Here is a 15,438-nt window from a genome sequence, read left to right as displayed (position 1 = left end):
GTCGTGCAGGAGATCGTCGGCGACGGGTGCCGCTGACGCGTTCGGGGGCGGGGGCGGCCGCGCGGGCCGCCCCCGGGGTGCTCAGCCGCAGGACGCGGCCGGGTGGGGCGCTCTCACCGTGGTCGTCACCGGCTCGCCGTCGAGGGTGGCGGTCGCGGTCACGACCACCTCGGCGGCGGGGACCGAGGCCGCCCGCGTGGTGAAGGCGTGGCTCGTCGTGGCGCCGGGTGCGAGCGCGGCGACCGTCTTCGTGCCGGAGGCGCTCTCCATCCGGAGGGCGACGGGCACGTCGTCGGCGTTGGTCGCCCGCACGGTCACGACGACCTTCCCGGCGATGCAGCGGGTCGCGGCGGCGGCGGTCACATCGAGCGACGCCTCCTTCAGCGTCCCGAGGCGGGCCAGCTGGTAGCTGAGCGCGCGCTCCGGGGCGTCGATCTGGTTCTGCGTTCCCGCGGTGCCGACCGCCTGCGCCTTCGCGAGGACCGACTGGAGGTCGGACCAGGCGTCGGCCGGGTAGTCGTCGGAGCGGAGCGTCGCCGCGTGGGCGACGGCCGCGTCGAGCTGCGAGCGGTCGAGCGCCTTCCCCTCCGAGGAGAGGGTGTCGCTCAGGAGGAACTCGTCGACGTCGACGTGGCCGCCGGCGGTCTTCGTCGCGTAGCTGAACAGCCCGAGGCGGTGGCCCATGAAGTGCGTGAGCTGACCGTCGAGGGTCTGCGGGCCGACGCGGCTGCCGAGCTTCGTCCAGCTCGTCCCGTCGAGGCTGTACGAGAAGGTCGTCCAGAGCTGTCCGGCCGGGGCCGAGAGCTCGAGATCGGCCTTCAGGCGCACCTGCGAGGCGTCGCCGAGAGCGGCGGTGGAGCCGGGGAGGAAGGACTCCACGGCCGCCTGGTCGAACGTGGTCGCGAACGGCTGGCTGCGGTTCACGACGCCGACGGTGGTGACGCCGTCCACGCGCTTGACCGCGACGTAGGAGAAGCCGCGGTTGTAGGCCGCGAGGCCGGCGACGTCGCCGTCCTTCATCCCGGAGACGTCGAACGCCGCCTCCGCCGACTGCTTCGGAGCCACGATGCGCTGGGAGAGCGTGTTGCGCGCCTCCTCCAGGTACGTCATCTCGGGCGAGCCCGAGAGACGCGTGTGCGCGGCCGTTCCGCTGAGCACCTTCCCGTTGGTGAGGCGGAGCCAGCCCTCGCGCTCGGTCAGCGACCAGTAGCGGTTGTCGGGGGCGTGGTTCCACTGCCAGGGGAGGGCGAGGGTCGAGCCGTTCGGCTGGATCTCGGCGGCCGTCGGGCGCTCGAGGGTGGGGGCGGCTCCGACGAGCGAGACGTCGTCGAGCAGGTACTCGGTGCTCGAGGACGCCGGCTGCGGGTTGCCCCACGGCGTCTCGACGGCGAACTTCACGCTGCCGACGTTCGCGGTCTCGGGCACCGTGTAGGTCCCCGTGATCGTCGTCCACTGCCCCTGCGTGACGGCGGCGGAGGCCATCGTCACGGGTCCCGCGCCGAAGTCGGCGCAGAGGTTGAAGCGGACCGACGCGGGGCCGGTCGTGTACTTCACCTTCGCGGACACGGTGTAGGTCACGCCGCGCTGCAGCTTGTTCGCCAGCACCTGGCTCGGGCCTGAGCCGTTGAGCGTGCGGGTGCCCACGCGGAGCGCGGCGGTACCGGACGCCGGGTCGGTCGTGTCGGCCGACAGCGTCGCGCCGAACTGGCCTGCCCACGGCGCCGTCCCCGACTCCGCTCCCGGGTTCTGGAGCAGCTGCACGCCGAGCAGCGACGCGTCGTAGGCGGGCGCGGGCGGGATCGTCCACGACTCGTCCTGGTAGGCCTTCGCCGGGGCGTCGTTGTCGAAGTCGTCCGAGACGACGATGCTCTTCTGCCGCTCGAACAGCTCCTCCTCGGGGCTGAGGCGGATCGGCTTCGGGAAGCTCCCGCCCACCGGCACCGAGCCGTTCGTCCCGAACGTCGGCCAGCCGTCCTTCCACGTCGCCGGAATGAGCCCGGGGATGCGTCCGGTCGGGAAGCTGTCGCGGAAGAACATGCCGTGCCAGGCGGTCGAGCCGTCCTCCTTCGCGATCGGCACGAGGCTCCCCTGGGCGAACCCGCTGGAGTTCAGCACGCCCTTGCCCTCGTAGGGGTTGCTGCCGTCGGCGGTCGCGTAGCGGCCCAGCAGCTCGGACGAGCGGAACAGCGCCACCTGGCGGCCCTGGCCCGAGGGCCAGGTGATGATGACGATGTAGTACTGCCCGTCGATGTACTGCACCTGCGCGCCCTCGAACAGGCCGCCGAGGTAGCCGGCTCCCGGGTAGTCGGAGGTGCGGAGGATGTTCGGGTACTCGGCGACGACGGTCGTCAGGTCCTCGCTGAGCTTCACGGCGCTGGTGGATCCGGAGCCGTAGAAGATGTACGGCGTGCCGCCGTCCGCGTCGTCGAAGAAGAGCGACGGGTCGTGGAAGGCGCGGCCGAGGGCCGTGCGGGTCCAGGCTCCGTCCTCGATGTCGTCGGTCGAGTAGAGGTAGGAGCCGCCGAGGTTGTTGGTGTTGAAGACCGCGTAGTAGCGGCCGTCGTGGTACCGGAGCGACGAGGCCCACTGGCCGTTGCCGTAGGAGTTCTGCCCGTTCCGGAGCGAGAAGCGGTCGCCGATCTCGAGCCGGTCGAAGACGTAGTTGACGATCTCCCAGTTGACGAGGTCGTAGGACTTCATGATCGGGGCGCCCGGGCTCAGGTGCATCGTGGTGCTGATCATGTAGTAGATGTCGCGGCCCTCGTCGTTCTCGGACGCGGGCACGCGCTCGACGCTGACGTCGGGCACGTCGGCGTTCAGCAGCGGCACGGAGTAGGTGCCGTCGCCGCGGTCCGTCGACGTGTAGGAGGCCTTCGGCGACCAGGCGCCGGCCGCGGTCGCCGGAGCCGCGCCGGAGGCGAGCAGGCCCGCCGCGAGGAGGGCGCCGATCGCCGTGGAGGCGACTGCGCGCATCGGGGTCATTCGAACAGCGACAGCGTCAGGACGGAGGAGTAGTCGCCGGGGGCGACGTCGGCCTCGGTCTTCAGGGTGAGGCCCGCGGACACGGTCCAGGACCCGTCCGTCGCGGTCTCCTGCGAGTCGAGCGACAGCGCGAGCAGCTCCTGGTCGAACAGGCCCACGGCGTCGGCGCCCTCGTCGAGGATCGTGTCGACCGGGTCGCCCTCGGACACGAGGCCCGACTCGCCGCCGTCCACGAGGACGGGCGTCCAGCCGAGGTGGTCGGAGGAGATGTCCTCCTGGTCCGCGTCGCCGGTGAAGGCGCTCGCCGAGCCGAGGACGTACCAGCCGGCTCCGGCCGGGATCTCGTCGACGGTCCGGGTGTCCGTCACGGTCACGTCGGGCAGCTGCCCCGTGAAGGCGCGCACGGTCGGGGTGGAGCCCTCCTCGGCGAGCGTGGCGGAGGTGCCGTCGATCGACATCGAGAGCGCGCCGGGCTGCTCCAGCTCCTCGATGCTGACGTTCACGTCGACGTCGTCGGAGCCGTACTCGGTGTCGGCGGCCGCGGCCGCGGCGGCGACGCCGGACAGGAGAAGGCAGCCGGCGAGAGCGGCGCCCGAGCGGACGAGCCAGAGGGGTCGGGGGGTGCGTCGCGTGGACATGGTGTTCCTCACTCGATCGGCACCGTCGCCGATCAGGTCGAGCGCCGGACGGCGCGGAGTGGTGGCGCGGCCCGAGGCCGCGAGAGGACGGAGCGCGGCGCAGCCCGAGGGCGTTCGGCCGCGCCTGGAGCGCAGGACGCGCGGAGAGCGGCGGACGGCTCGTGCGCGGCGGCTTCCACAGCGTGGCCACGCGAGCTCCAGCTCTCGACCCCCTCAGCACTGAGGGGAGAAAGGCTGCCCGACACTCGTCTCTCTCGACTGCTGAGCTTTCCCTCAGCTAGTCTTGCGGGCAATGTTACCGGGAACATTCCCGATTGCAAGGACGTGTTCTCAACCGTCCGGAGCAGCGCAGCGAGGCGATCACCGCGTTCCGCCGCGGCCGGGCGGGGACGGCGGGAGGGGACGAGGATGTCCGCAGGGGCGGCGACGGCGGAGGCCGAGCAGGAGGTCGCGACGACGGAGCGCTCGGGCGTCATCGGCGTGCTCCTGGGCGACTTCGAGCCGTTCGGCACGGAGGTGCTGCAGGGAGTGGCGACGGCGCTCCGGGGGACCCGGTTCGACCTCCTCGCCGGCAGCGGGGCGAGCCGCCGGGGCCGGGCGGGATGGGAGCAGGAGTCCCTGCGGCGCCTCACCGAGGCGCACGTAGCGGGAGCGATCCTGGTGACTCCCTCCGGCGTGATCCCCTCGTCGGACCTGCCGCTCGTCGTCGTGGATCCGCTGACCGCGCAGACCGAGCTGCACTCGGTGGCGACCGACGACTTCGGCGGAGCGCAGCTGGCGACGAGCCACCTGATCGGGCTCGGCCACCGCCGCATCGGCTTCGTCGCGGGCCGCCCCGACCTGGAGTCGTCGCACCGGCGCGGCGCCGGCTACCAACGGGCGCTCGCGGACGCCGGCCTCCCCTACGACCCCGCGCTCGTACGGGTCGGCTACTACCGGCACGACCCCTCCCTCCTCGCCGCCCACGAGCTGCTGCTGCTGCCCGACCGCCCGACCGCGGTCTTCGCCGCGAACGACGCCTCCGCCATCGCCGTGATCGAGGCGGCCCGGGCGCTGGGCCTCTCGGTGCCGGGGCAGCTGTCGGTCGTGGGCTACGACGACGTGCCCGACGCCTCCCGGGTGGTCCCCGCGCTCACGACGGTGAGGCAGCCGCTGCACCGCGTGGGGCGCGCGGCCGCCCGGGCGCTCCTGACGCTGATCGACGGCGGGAGCGTGGCCGAGCCGCACGTGCGGCTGCGCAACAAGCTCGTGCTCCGCGGGTCGACGGCGCCTCCCGCCGAGGGCCCGCCGTCCGGCTGACTCCTCCCCCTCCCCCAGCCGGCGGGAATACGCTCGGCGCATGAACCAGCAGCGCACTCCGGTCACGGTCACGGTCACGGGAGCGGGGGGCGCCATCGGCTATGCGCTCCTGTTCCGCATCGCCTCGGGTCAGCTCCTCGGGCCGGACGTCCCCGTCCGCCTGAACCTGCTCGAGATCCCCTCCGGCCTCCGCGCGGCCGCGGGCACGGCGCTCGAGCTGCAGGACGGCGCCTTCCCCCTCCTCCGCGGGATCGAGGCGACGGACGACCCGGCCGCCGCGTTCGACGGCGCGAGCGTCGCCCTCCTGGTGGGCGCCCGGCCGCGCAGCGCGGGCATGGAGCGCGCCGACCTGCTCGCCGCGAACGCGGGCATCTTCGGACCCCAGGGCGCCGCGCTGAACGCGCACGCCGCCTCCGACATCCGCGTGCTGGTCGTCGGCAACCCGGCGAACACCAACGCCTGGATCGCGCGGCGCAGCGCCCCCGACATCCCCGCCGGCCGCTTCACCGCGATGACGCGCCTCGACCACAACCGGGCGGTCGCGCAGCTCGCCGCGAAGCTCGACGCCCCCGTCGACGCGATCGAGGGCGTCGCGATCTGGGGCAACCACTCCGCCTCGCAGTACCCGGACGCGACGCACGCCACCGTCGGCGGACGTCCGGTGCCCGAGCTGGTCGACGCCGAGTGGCTGCACACGGAGTTCGAGCCGCGGGTCGCCAAGCGCGGCGCCGAGATCATCGAGGTCCGCGGCGCCTCCTCGGCCGCGTCCGCCGCCTCCGCCGCGATCGACCACGTGCGCGACTGGGTCGACGGCACGTCGTGGACCTCGGCCGCCGTCGAGTCGGACGGCTCCTACGGGGTGGAGGAGGGGCTGATCTCCTCGTTCCCGGTCCGCTCCGTCGACGGCGAGTGGCGGATCGTCGAGGGACTCGAGATCGACGCGCACTCCCGCGCGCGCATCGACGAGTCCGTGCTCGAGCTGCGCGCCGAGCGCGACCAGGCACTGGCGTTCCTCGCGTCCTGACGCGCCCCTGCCCGTCCTGTCTCCGCGGGATGCCACTCCGGTGCGCCTCGCGCGGCGTGTCGCGTACCGGAGCGGCATCCCGCGGAGGGGCTCAGCGGCGCTTCTCCGGAGTGGGGAGGGTGCCGGAGGCGCGGGCGGCCTCGTACCAGGCGTGCGCCTCCTCCTGGCGCTCCGCCTCGGCGCCGGTCGCGATCGCCGCGCGCACGTGCTCGGGCCCGTAGCCGAACGACGCGACCAGGTCGGCGGCGTGCGGGCGGATGCGCGCGAGCAGGCGGTCGATGTAGGACGTCACCGCGACCGCTCGCTGCGACGACAGGCGCCCGTGGATGAGGTACCAGTCGAGGTGCTTCTCGATCAGGCCCAGGCCGAACAGGTCGCGGAGCCAGGTGAGGACGGTGCGCGTGCCCGCGTCCTCGACGCCGGCGAGCGCCTCCGTGAACGCCTCCCACTGCAGCAGCTCGGCGTGCGCGCGCGCCGCCTCGATGAGCTCGCTCTGGTGCGCGTTGAACAGGCGTGCCGCCTCGTCGGAGGGCAGCTTCGACGCCGGGCGCAGCCGTGAGGCGATCCCCGCGACCATGCTCTCGACGCGGCCGGTGAGCAGCTCGCGCTGGTCCTCCCGCAGCTGGCCGACCGAGCGGGCCGTCGATCCGCGATCGGCGACGACCTGGGCCAGACGGCGCAGACCCGAGTTGTCGACGGTCGCCCCCGCGACCTGCGAGGCGGCGTACCGCGCCAGCTCCGCGGGCTGGGCGCCCTTGAAGCGGCGTCCGACGTCGGTCAGCAGGCGCTTGGCGACCAGCTGGAGGAGCACGGTGTTGTCGCCCTCGAAGGTCGCGTACACGTCGAGGTCGGCGCGCAGCTGCGTGAGCCGGTTCTCCGCGAGGAAGCCCGCGCCTCCGCAGGCCTCGCGCGCCTCCTGCAGCGTGTCGAGAGCGTGCCAGGTCGAGAGCGCCTTCAGCCCCGCGGCGAGGGTCTCGAGGTCCTGCCGCGACTGCTCGGTGTCGTTCGCGCCGGAGAAGACCTCGTCGAACGCCGTCAGCAGCTTCTCGTGCGCGAAGGCGGCGGCGTAGGTGGTGGCCAGGCGCGGCAGGAGGCGGCGCTGGTGCCGCTGGTAGTCGAGCAGCACCTCCTCCCGCTCGCCGCCGCCGGTGAACTGGCGGCGCTGATCGCCGTAGGTGACGGCGACCGTCAGCGCGATCTTCGCCGCGGCGACCGAGGCTCCGTCGAGCGAGACACGGCCCTGCACGAGCGTGCCGAGCATGGTGAAGAAGCGGCGGCCCGGGCTCGCGATCGGCGAGGAGTAGGTGCCGTCGGCGGCGACGTCGCCGTAGCGGTTCAGCAGGTTCTCGCGAGGGACGCGGACGCCGTCGAAGTGGAGGCGGCCGTTGTCGATCCCGTTCAGACCGCCCTTGAGGCCGTCGTCCTCCCCGCCGACGCCGGGCAGGAACGCGCCCTGCTCATCGCGGATCGGGACGAAGAAGGCGTGGACGCCGTGGTTCACCCCTAGGGTGACCAGCTGCGCGAAGACGACCGCCGCGCGCCCGTCCACCGCCGCGTTGCCGAGGTAGTCCTTCCAGGCCGCGCGGAACGGCGTCCGCAGCACGAACTCGCCGTCCTCGTAGGTGGCGGTCGTGGCGATCGACGCGACGTCGGATCCGTGCCCGGTCTCGGTCATCGCGAAAGCGCCCGGGATCTCGAGGCTCATGATCCCCGGCAGCCACTTCTCGTGGTGCGGGCGGGTGCCCAGGTGCAGGACCGCGGCGCCGAAGAGCCCCCACTGCACGCCGGACTTGATCTGCAGCGAGGGGTCGGCGGTGACCAGCTCCTCGAAGCCGGCGATGTTGCCGCCGTGATCGGCCTCGCCGCCGAGGTCGACCGGGAAGGCGCGGTGCACGCCGCCCTCGGCCGCGAGCACGCGCATCTGCTCCGAGACGCGGAGGCGGTGCTCCTTCATCGGGAGGCCGTCGGTGCGGTGCAGCTCGGGGCGGGCGGTCAGAGCGCGGCTGGCGAGGCGCTGCTCGCGCCAGGCGCCGAGCAGGGTCTCCCCGAGGGCGGCGACGTCGACAGCGGGGGCGCCGTCCTCGTCCAGGCGCGCGTCGACCTCGGAGCCGAGGGAGTCCACCGGCGGCGTGGGCGCGATGGAGCCCGAGCGGGAGCGCCGGGCCCGCGTGCGTCCGGTGGCCGCCCGGTCGGCGGCGTCGGCGGCGGAGCGGGGGTGGGGAGCGGTGCTGACCATGGTGTTCGTGTCCCTTCGACCGTCTGCGGTTCGGGCCGCTCCCGGTGCGTCGTGCGCCGACGGGCGCGGCAGCGGAGGCGGTCCTCGCACGGTAGGTCGCGCGAAGGCGCGGCGGAAACGTTCCGTCGCCCGGGCACAAACGGCGCCGGGCGGAGGCGGAAGCGCGTTGTCGGAACCGACCAGGCGGAGGCGGGGCGCCTCGTCTGTGCGCTGGAAGGGCTGTCCCTGCCGACGGGAGCGGAGGAGGGGGCGGCTCGTCCGTGTGCTGAACGGGCTGCTTCTGCCGAGGAGGGCGCCTCATCGGAGGACGCGTCGCTAGTCTCTCGGCATGAGCGAGCCGCCGCTGCCTCCCCCTCCGCCCGCCAGACACCCGGCGGCCGGCCCGCCCGCGGACGTCGCGGCAGCGCCTCCCCGGACTCCGGGTGCGCCGCCCGTGGACGTCGCGGCCGCGCCTCCCGCGCCTCCGGCCGCGCCGGGATCCGGGGTGCCGCATCGGCGCCCGGTCCGCGTCTGGGACCTGGTGCTGACGATCGTGCTGATCCTCGTGGCCTCCGCGGTGACGCTGCTGCTGTCGTTCTTCGGGCTGTTCTTCGCGATGGCCAGCGACTCGTGCGGCGGATCGAACGCCTGCGACATCGGCCTCATCGAGGGCGGGATGGTCCTCGCCGCAGGAGGAGTGTGGGTGCCGTTCGTCGCGGCGCTGGTCGTCTCGATCGTGCTGCTGGTGCGGCGGCGCATCGCGTTCTGGGTGCCGGTGGCGGGTCTCGCGGTGTCGTTCTGCTGCACGCTGCTCGGCGGCTGGATGGCGTCGACCGGCGCGAACGGCTGAGGGCGCTCGCCGACGCCTCGGACCGAGGACGCTCGCGTCGGTGCCGAGGTGGGCACGATCGCCGACGCGGGCGCCGGAACACGATCGCTCGCGCCGGCGCCCGCCTCCGTCGCGGGCGGTGAACCGCGCGCCTCAGCGATGGATCAGTAGCTGTCCCAGCCGGGCTCCCAGTCGGGCTCGTCCGGCGGCACCCAGTCGTCCTCCGGCGGCTGCGCGGCGGACACCGGCGGACCGGACGATTCGCGGCCGAACGAGGGCTTCGCCCCTTGCGAGCGGGACGACCCGCCACGGGCAACCGGCGCGCGGCGGGGAGCGGGAGCCTCCTCACCGGGTTCCGGGACGGCGATCTCGGGGCTCTCCCCCGCGACGACGGCGAGCACGGCCTCGCCGTAGGTGAGCAGCTTCTTCTGGCCGACGCCGCCGATGATGCTGAGCGCGTCCATCGTCGCCGGCTCGGCGGTCGCGATCTCGCGGAGGGTCGCGTCGTTGAAGACGATGTAGGCCGGGACCGCCTGCGCGCGGGCCTGCGCGGCGCGCCACTCCCGGAGCCGCTCGAACAGCGGCTGAGCCTCGCCCGACAGCTCGGCCACGGTGGACCGTCCGGAGCGGGAGGATCCGCTGGAGCGAGCCGGCTTCTCCGGCTCCTGCCGCAGCTCGACCTTCCGCTCGCCGCTGAGGACGGAGCCGGACGCGGGCGTGAGCACGAGCGTGCCGAAGCCGTCGTCGTTCACGCCGAGAAGGCCCTGCGCGAGGAGCTGGCGGGCGACTCCGCGCCACTGGGTGTCGCTGAGCTCGGCGCCGATGCCCCAGGTGGCGAGGCCGTCGTGCTGGTGCTGGGTGGTGCGCGGCGTGGTCTTGCCGCGGAGGACGTCGATGATGTGTCCGGCGCCGAACTGCTGGTTGCGCTCCCGCTTGAGGCGGACGACCGTCGACAGGAACTTCTGCGCCGCGACGGTGCCGTCCCAGGAGGCGGGCGGCTCGAGGCAGGTGTCGCAGTTGCCGCAGGCGGTGCTCTCCTGGCCGAAGTAGGCGAGCAGGTTCACCCGGCGGCACTGGACCGTCTCGGAGAGCGCGAGCATCGCGTCCAGGTGCGCGGACATCCGCCGACGGTGCGCCAGGTCTCCCGGCGACTCGTCGATCATCCGGCGCTGCTGCACCACGTCCTGCAGGCCGTAGGCGAGCCAGGCGGTGGACGGCAGTCCGTCGCGGCCGGCGCGACCCGTCTCCTGGTAGTAGCCCTCGACCGACTTGGGCAGATCGATGTGCGCGACGAACCGCACGTCCGGCTTGTCGATCCCCATGCCGAAGGCGATGGTCGCGCAGACGATGACGCCCTCCTCGCGGAGGAACCGCGACTGGGCGGCGGCGCGCACCCGCGAGTCGAGGCCCGCGTGGTACGCGACGGCGTCGAAGCCCGCCGAGCGCAGCGCCTCGGCCGTCGCCTCGACGCTCTTGCGGGAGAGGGCGTAGACGATGCCCGCGTCGTGCGCGTGCTCGCGCCGCAGGAAGTCGATCAGCTGCTTGCGCGGCTCGACCTTGTTGACGATCCGGTACTGGATGTTCGGGCGGTCGAAGCTCGAGACGAAGTGGCGGGCGGCGCCGAGGTGCAGGCGCGAGGTGATCTCGCGGTGCGTCGCCTCGGTGGCGGTCGCGGTGAGGGCGATGCGCGGGACGTCGGGCCAGCGCTCGGCGAGCTCGCCCAGTGCGAGGTAGTCGGGGCGGAAGTCGTGGCCCCACTGGCTGACGCAGTGGGCCTCGTCGATCGCGAAGAGGGCGATCCGGCCGCGGGCGAGGAACTGCTTCATGCCCTCGTTGCCCAGGCGCTCCGGGGCGACGTAGAGCAGGTCGAGCTCGCCGTCGAGGTAGGCGCGCTCGACGCGGCTGCGCTCGCCCGCGTCCTGGGTGGAGTTGAGGAACTCGGCGCGGACGCCGTTCGCGCGGAGGGCGTCGACCTGGTCCTGCATCAGCGCGATGAGCGGGGACACGACCACGCCGGTGCCGGGGCGCACGATGGCGGGGATCTGATAGCAGAGCGACTTGCCGCCGCCGGTGGGCATCAGGACGACGGCGTCGCCGCCTCCGATGACCTGCTCGACGATGGCCTGCTGCTCGCCGCGGAAGGAGCCGTAGCCGAAGACCTTCTCGAGGATCGCCTGCGCCTCGGAGGATCCGGATCCCGGGGCGCCGCTCGCCGCGTCGCTCCGGACGCCGCCGCGGGACTCCGCCGAGGGGTCGGCGAGCGGCGGGGCGGGGAGGGCTGTCGCGGTGGGCTCTGTCACCCGGGGAACTCTACCCGCCGCCTCCGACGCCGCCCCGGGGGTCCGGGGAACTGTGGAGAAGGGCTGCAGGGAGGGAGCTGGGGAGGCGGCTGCAAGGAGCGTCGGGGGGCTTCTGCGGCGCCCGGATCAGAGGTCGGTGAGGGTTCGGGTGTCGCCGTCCCAGAAGCGGACGCCCGCGAGGCCGACGGTGAACGGCTCGCCGAGGAGGGGGACGGCGTCGCCGAGCTGCTCGGCGCGGAGGCGGCGCGAGACGCTGATGTGCGGCGTCCAGGCGTCCGGCAGCGAGGTGTCGACGCCGCCCGGCACGAGGCGCGTGGCACGGCCGTGCAGCGCGTCGAGGGCGGGCGAGCGGACCACTCCCCAGGCGAGGACGAAGCGCCCGGCGTGCGGGAAGAGGAGGACGGCGCCCAGGTCGGCCGTCGCCGGAAGCGGACCGAGCGCGCCCGGCTCCGGGGCGGTCAGCTCGGGCCCGGCGACCAGGGTGAGGTGCGGGCGGTTGCTGGCGGACGTGTGCAGGGCGAGGCTCGGGATGCCGGCCGCCTCGAGCGCCTCCCACTGGGTGCGGACGCGAGCCTCCGACTCCGGATCGAGGAGGACTTCGAGGCTGCGCATGTCCACATTCTGCCGCGGCTCCTGTGTGCGGGCCTTCGCGGGCGCGCGGCCACTCGCGGGTGCGCACGGTCCTCGACGACTCCCGCGAGTGTGCAGGAGTCGTCGCACTCGAGCTCGAGTGCGACGACTTCCGCGCACTCGCGGGGGCGGGGAGCGGGGCGGAGACGGGGAGCGGGCGGGCACCGCCGGCCCCGCGCCCCGCCACCCGCGTCAGCCGATCGTCACGAGGGCGGCGAACAGCTCCGGCGCTCGGCGGTCGACGATCCGACCGCCGACGCGGATGCCCACCAGCGCGAAGACGGTGCCCAGCACGAGGGCGGCCGCCAGTCCGATCAGGCCGAAGGCCGGGTCGCCGCCGATGAGCGAGATCGCGCCGAGGACGATCGACGGGAGCGCCAGCAGACCGGTCGCGGCCATGCTCCCCAGCATCACGACGCTCGAGATCATCCCGGAGCCCGGCGGCGTCTTCAGCGGGCTGTCCCCCGGCCCGGGCACGGGGTAGACGACGAGCGACGAGGCGACGCTCGACACTCCGAACCCGCTGAGAACGAGGGCCAGCGCCATGCCCAGCACGGCCGGGATCGCGTCGGCGCGTCCCGCGTACAGCGCGGTGCCCACCGCCACGACGACCACCGCAGGGACGCCGATGATCGCGGCGGCGACGACGCGACCGGCGCGGTCGGCCGACCCCGTCACTCCGGAGCTGACGTGCGCCGCCCAGGCGGTGCCGTCGTACGACACGTCGGCGCAGAGGGTCACGCCGAAGATCAGGCCGACGAGCACGGCCGAGAGCAGCACGAAGGTGTCGCCGCCGCTGCCGATCGCGGAGTAGAACACCGCGAGGACGACGACGGCGGGGATGACGAGGAGCCCGCGGCTGTAGCGCGGGTCGCGCCACCAGTAGCCGAGGGCACGCGCGGCGACGGCGCCGGTCGGGGTGCCGGGGAAGCGCCCGAACAGGCCGAGGCCCGCGGATCCGGAGGCGGAGTGCGCGCCGGACGCGGCGGGCTCCGCGAGCGCCTGCCGCAGCGCCCGGGCCCACGCCCAGACGAGGACGGCCAGCGTCGCGAGCCCGATCAGCAGGCGCGCGATCGCCGCGACCCAGTCGCCCGCGACGACGGATCCGGGGACGGCCCAGATCGCGCCGAGCGGCGACCAGCCGAGGGCGCCCGCGATCACGGGCAGGACGTCCAGGCCGTCGCGGATCACGTTGGTCAGGCCGAAGAAGAGCGGTCCGAGCAGGATGACGACGACGAGCACGACGCCGCCGATCACCTCGCGGTAGCGGCGGCTCGAGCCCAGGCCCGTGGTGAGCGCGCCGATCAGGCGCGACGCGACCACGCAGGTCGCGACGCCGATCACCGCGGCGACGAGGCCGGGCAGGATGCCGATCGGACGGCTCCACCAGGCAGCCGCGGAGGCGAGCGACCCGAGCGTGGTCACCACGCCGGGGATGCCCGCGAGGCCCGCGGCGGCGAGCCCGAGGAGGAGGGTGCGCAGCGGGATCGGGAAGGTCGCGAGGGTGGGCAGGTCGAGGCTCTGGTCGGAGCCGGACAGGAAGATCGGCCCGAGCACCCAGCCGAGGATCAGAGCGGAGCCGCCGAGGACGATCGCGACGTTCGCGAACGCCGGGTCCGTGCCTCCGAGCGCGACCAGGCCGGCCGCGACCAGGCCGAGCACTGCGATCGCGTAGAGACCGCCGAGGATCACGCCGATCAGCTGCCACACGTTCCGCGTCAGCGAGTTGCGGAGCAGGAGCAGCCGCAGCCTCAGGAGATGCGCAACCATGCCGGTCCCTCCTGGTGGGTGCGGCCGCCGACCAGCTCGACGAAGCGCTCCTCGAGGCTGGAGCCGGCGCGGACCTCCTCGAGGGTGCCGGAGGCGAGCACGCGGCCGTCGGCGATGACGGCGACCCGGTCGCACATCCGCTCGACGAGGTCCATGGAGTGGGACGAGACGATGACCGTGCCGCCCGACGCGACGAAGCCGGTCAGGATGTCGCGGATGTTCGCCGCCGAGACCGGGTCGACCGACTCGAACGGCTCGTCGAGCACCAGGAGGCGCGGGGCGCGCACGAGCGCGCAGGCGAGCGCGATCTTCTTGGTCATGCCCGCGGAGTAGTCCACGACGAGCGTGCGGTCGGCCGGATCGAGGCCGAGCAGGGCGAGGAGGTCGTCGGTCCGCTCGACGACGACGGAGCGCTCGAGCCCGCAGAGCAGGCCGTAGTAGGTGACGAGCTGGAGACCGGTGAGGCGGTCGAACAGCTTGACGCCGTCGGCGAGGACGCCGATCAGCCGCTTCGCCTCGAGGGTGTCCTTCCAGACGTCGACCTCGTGGATCGTGACGACGCCGCTGTCGGGGCGGAGCAGGGCCGTGGCCATCGAGAGGGTCGTCGTCTTGCCCGCGCCGTTGGGGCCGACGAGCCCGAAGAAGGAGCCGGCGGGGACGTCGAGGTCGATGTCCTTCACGGCCTCCTTGTCGCCGAAGCGCTTGCGGAGGCCGCGGATCCGCAGGGCGACCTCGCCGTGGCGGCCGGAGGCCTCGGGGGCGGCCCATGCGGGGGTCGCGGAGTCGGTGTGCGCGGAGTCGGCGTGATCAGCGGTGCCGTCGGCGGCGGTGTGCGCGGCGTGGCTCTCGGTGTCCGTGCCGTCCTGGGGAATGCCGGGGGGCGTCGTCCCGTCCATGTGTGTCCCTTCCGGGCCGCGGTGGGCGGCCGCTCCTCCACCCTAGGCAGGCGCTGCGGTCGGGGCATCCGTCCCGCGATGGAGTCGCGCGGAACGCACCGGCGCGGCCCCGGCGGCTCGACGGGGCGGGGCGGAGCACGGCCGCCTACGCTGGCCCCATGCCCACGCTCCTCCTCGTCCGGCACGGACGCACCACCGCGAACACCGCGGGGATCCTCGCCGGACGCACCGCCGGAGTGCGGCTCGACGACGTCGGACGCACGCAGGCGGCGCGCACCGGGGAGCGGCTGGCGGCGGTCGAGCTCGCGACCGTGGTGTCGAGCCCGCTCGAGCGGTGCCGGCAGACCACGCGCTTCGTCCTCGAGCGGCAGACGGGATCGCCGGCGACGGTGATCGACAAGGGCATCACCGAGTGCGACTACGGCGACTGGTCGGGGCGCTCGCTGCGGGATCTCGCGACGGAGCCGCTCTGGGCGACGGTGCAGAACCAGCCCTCCGCGGTGGTGTTCCCCGGCGGCGAGGGGATGCTCGCGATGCAGGCCCGGGCCGTGTCCGCGATCCGCCGGCACGACGCGGCGGTGGCGGAGGAGCACGGGGCCGGCGCGGTGTGGGCGGCGGTCAGCCACGGAGACACGATCAAGGCGATCCTCGCGGACGCGCTCGGCATGCACCTCGACCTGTTCCAGAGGCTCAGCGTCGGACCGGCGTCGGTGTCGATCATCCGCTACGGCGCGGGGCGGCCCGAGGTCGTCTCGATGAACACGGACGCCGGGGACCTGGGCTGGCTGCGGAAGGCGGCCCCCGTGGCGGACGCCGCCGTGGGGGGCGCCTTCCGCAGCCAGCCCAGGTCCCCGG

At 73.9% G+C, this 15,438-nt stretch carries 11 protein-coding genes; 4 read left to right on the top strand and 7 right to left on the bottom strand.

The genetic code is table 11. The features are described from left to right. Positions 1–81 precede the first annotated feature (81 nt). The gene (locus C5D66_RS10250; protein ID WP_258061327.1) at positions 82–2,973 is read right to left on the bottom strand and encodes a family 43 glycosylhydrolase; all 2,892 of its coding nucleotides are present in this window, start codon (positions 2,971–2,973) and stop codon (positions 82–84) included. Positions 2,974–2,978: 5 nt separating this feature from the next. Beyond that, a complete protein-coding gene (locus C5D66_RS10245; protein WP_104233676.1) occupies positions 2,979–3,620 on the bottom strand; it encodes a hypothetical protein in 642 nt (213 codons plus the stop codon). Between the two features lie 408 nt (positions 3,621–4,028). On the opposite strand from C5D66_RS10245, the gene C5D66_RS10240 reads away from it, so the two are divergent. After that, the gene (locus C5D66_RS10240; RefSeq protein WP_104255512.1) at positions 4,029–4,919 is read left to right on the top strand and encodes a LacI family DNA-binding transcriptional regulator; all 891 of its coding nucleotides are present in this window, start codon (positions 4,029–4,031) and stop codon (positions 4,917–4,919) included. Between the two features lie 40 nt (positions 4,920–4,959). Further along, complete coding sequence (locus C5D66_RS10235) at positions 4,960–5,943, top strand: malate dehydrogenase (RefSeq protein WP_104226035.1); 984 nt, start codon at positions 4,960–4,962, stop codon at positions 5,941–5,943. A gap of 91 nt (positions 5,944–6,034) precedes the next feature. On the opposite strand, the gene C5D66_RS10230 is transcribed toward C5D66_RS10235, so the two are convergent. Beyond that, positions 6,035–8,179, bottom strand: a complete 2,145-nt coding sequence (locus C5D66_RS10230) for an acyl-CoA dehydrogenase (RefSeq protein WP_104255511.1) — start codon at positions 8,177–8,179, stop codon at positions 6,035–6,037. 328 nt (positions 8,180–8,507) lie between these two features. Between C5D66_RS10230 and C5D66_RS10225 the strand changes: the two genes are divergently transcribed. Next, a complete protein-coding gene (locus C5D66_RS10225; protein WP_219814254.1) occupies positions 8,508–9,008 on the top strand; it encodes a DUF6264 family protein in 501 nt (166 codons plus the stop codon). A gap of 143 nt (positions 9,009–9,151) precedes the next feature. Here C5D66_RS10225 and recQ read toward each other — a convergent pair whose 3' ends face one another. The 4 genes from recQ to C5D66_RS10205 form a co-directional block, all read right to left on the bottom strand. Further along, positions 9,152–11,287, bottom strand: a complete 2,136-nt coding sequence (gene recQ / locus C5D66_RS10220) for a DNA helicase RecQ (RefSeq protein WP_181067899.1) — start codon at positions 11,285–11,287, stop codon at positions 9,152–9,154. Between the two features lie 126 nt (positions 11,288–11,413). After that, complete coding sequence (locus tag C5D66_RS10215; RefSeq protein ID WP_104255508.1) at positions 11,414–11,899, bottom strand: hypothetical protein; 486 nt, start codon at positions 11,897–11,899, stop codon at positions 11,414–11,416. A gap of 210 nt (positions 11,900–12,109) precedes the next feature. Then, positions 12,110–13,687 (bottom strand): transporter, encoded by a 1,578-nt coding sequence (locus C5D66_RS10210; RefSeq protein WP_104255507.1) that lies wholly within the window; start codon positions 13,685–13,687, stop codon positions 12,110–12,112. After that, the gene (locus tag C5D66_RS10205) at positions 13,669–14,583 is read right to left on the bottom strand and encodes an ABC transporter ATP-binding protein (protein WP_104255506.1); all 915 of its coding nucleotides are present in this window, start codon (positions 14,581–14,583) and stop codon (positions 13,669–13,671) included. The genes C5D66_RS10210 and C5D66_RS10205 overlap by 19 nt, the downstream gene beginning before the upstream one ends. A gap of 158 nt (positions 14,584–14,741) precedes the next feature. On the opposite strand from C5D66_RS10205, the gene C5D66_RS10200 reads away from it, so the two are divergent. Next, the coding region (locus tag C5D66_RS10200) for a histidine phosphatase family protein (RefSeq protein ID WP_104326897.1) at positions 14,742–15,438 on the top strand (697 nt) is incomplete at its 3' end.

Source organism: Rathayibacter sp. AY1B4, assembly GCF_002932815.1.
Taxonomy (GTDB): domain Bacteria; phylum Actinomycetota; class Actinomycetes; order Actinomycetales; family Microbacteriaceae; genus Rathayibacter.
The sequence above is the reverse complement of the archived record's forward strand: the minus strand, read 5'-3'. Positions and strand labels throughout refer to the sequence as shown.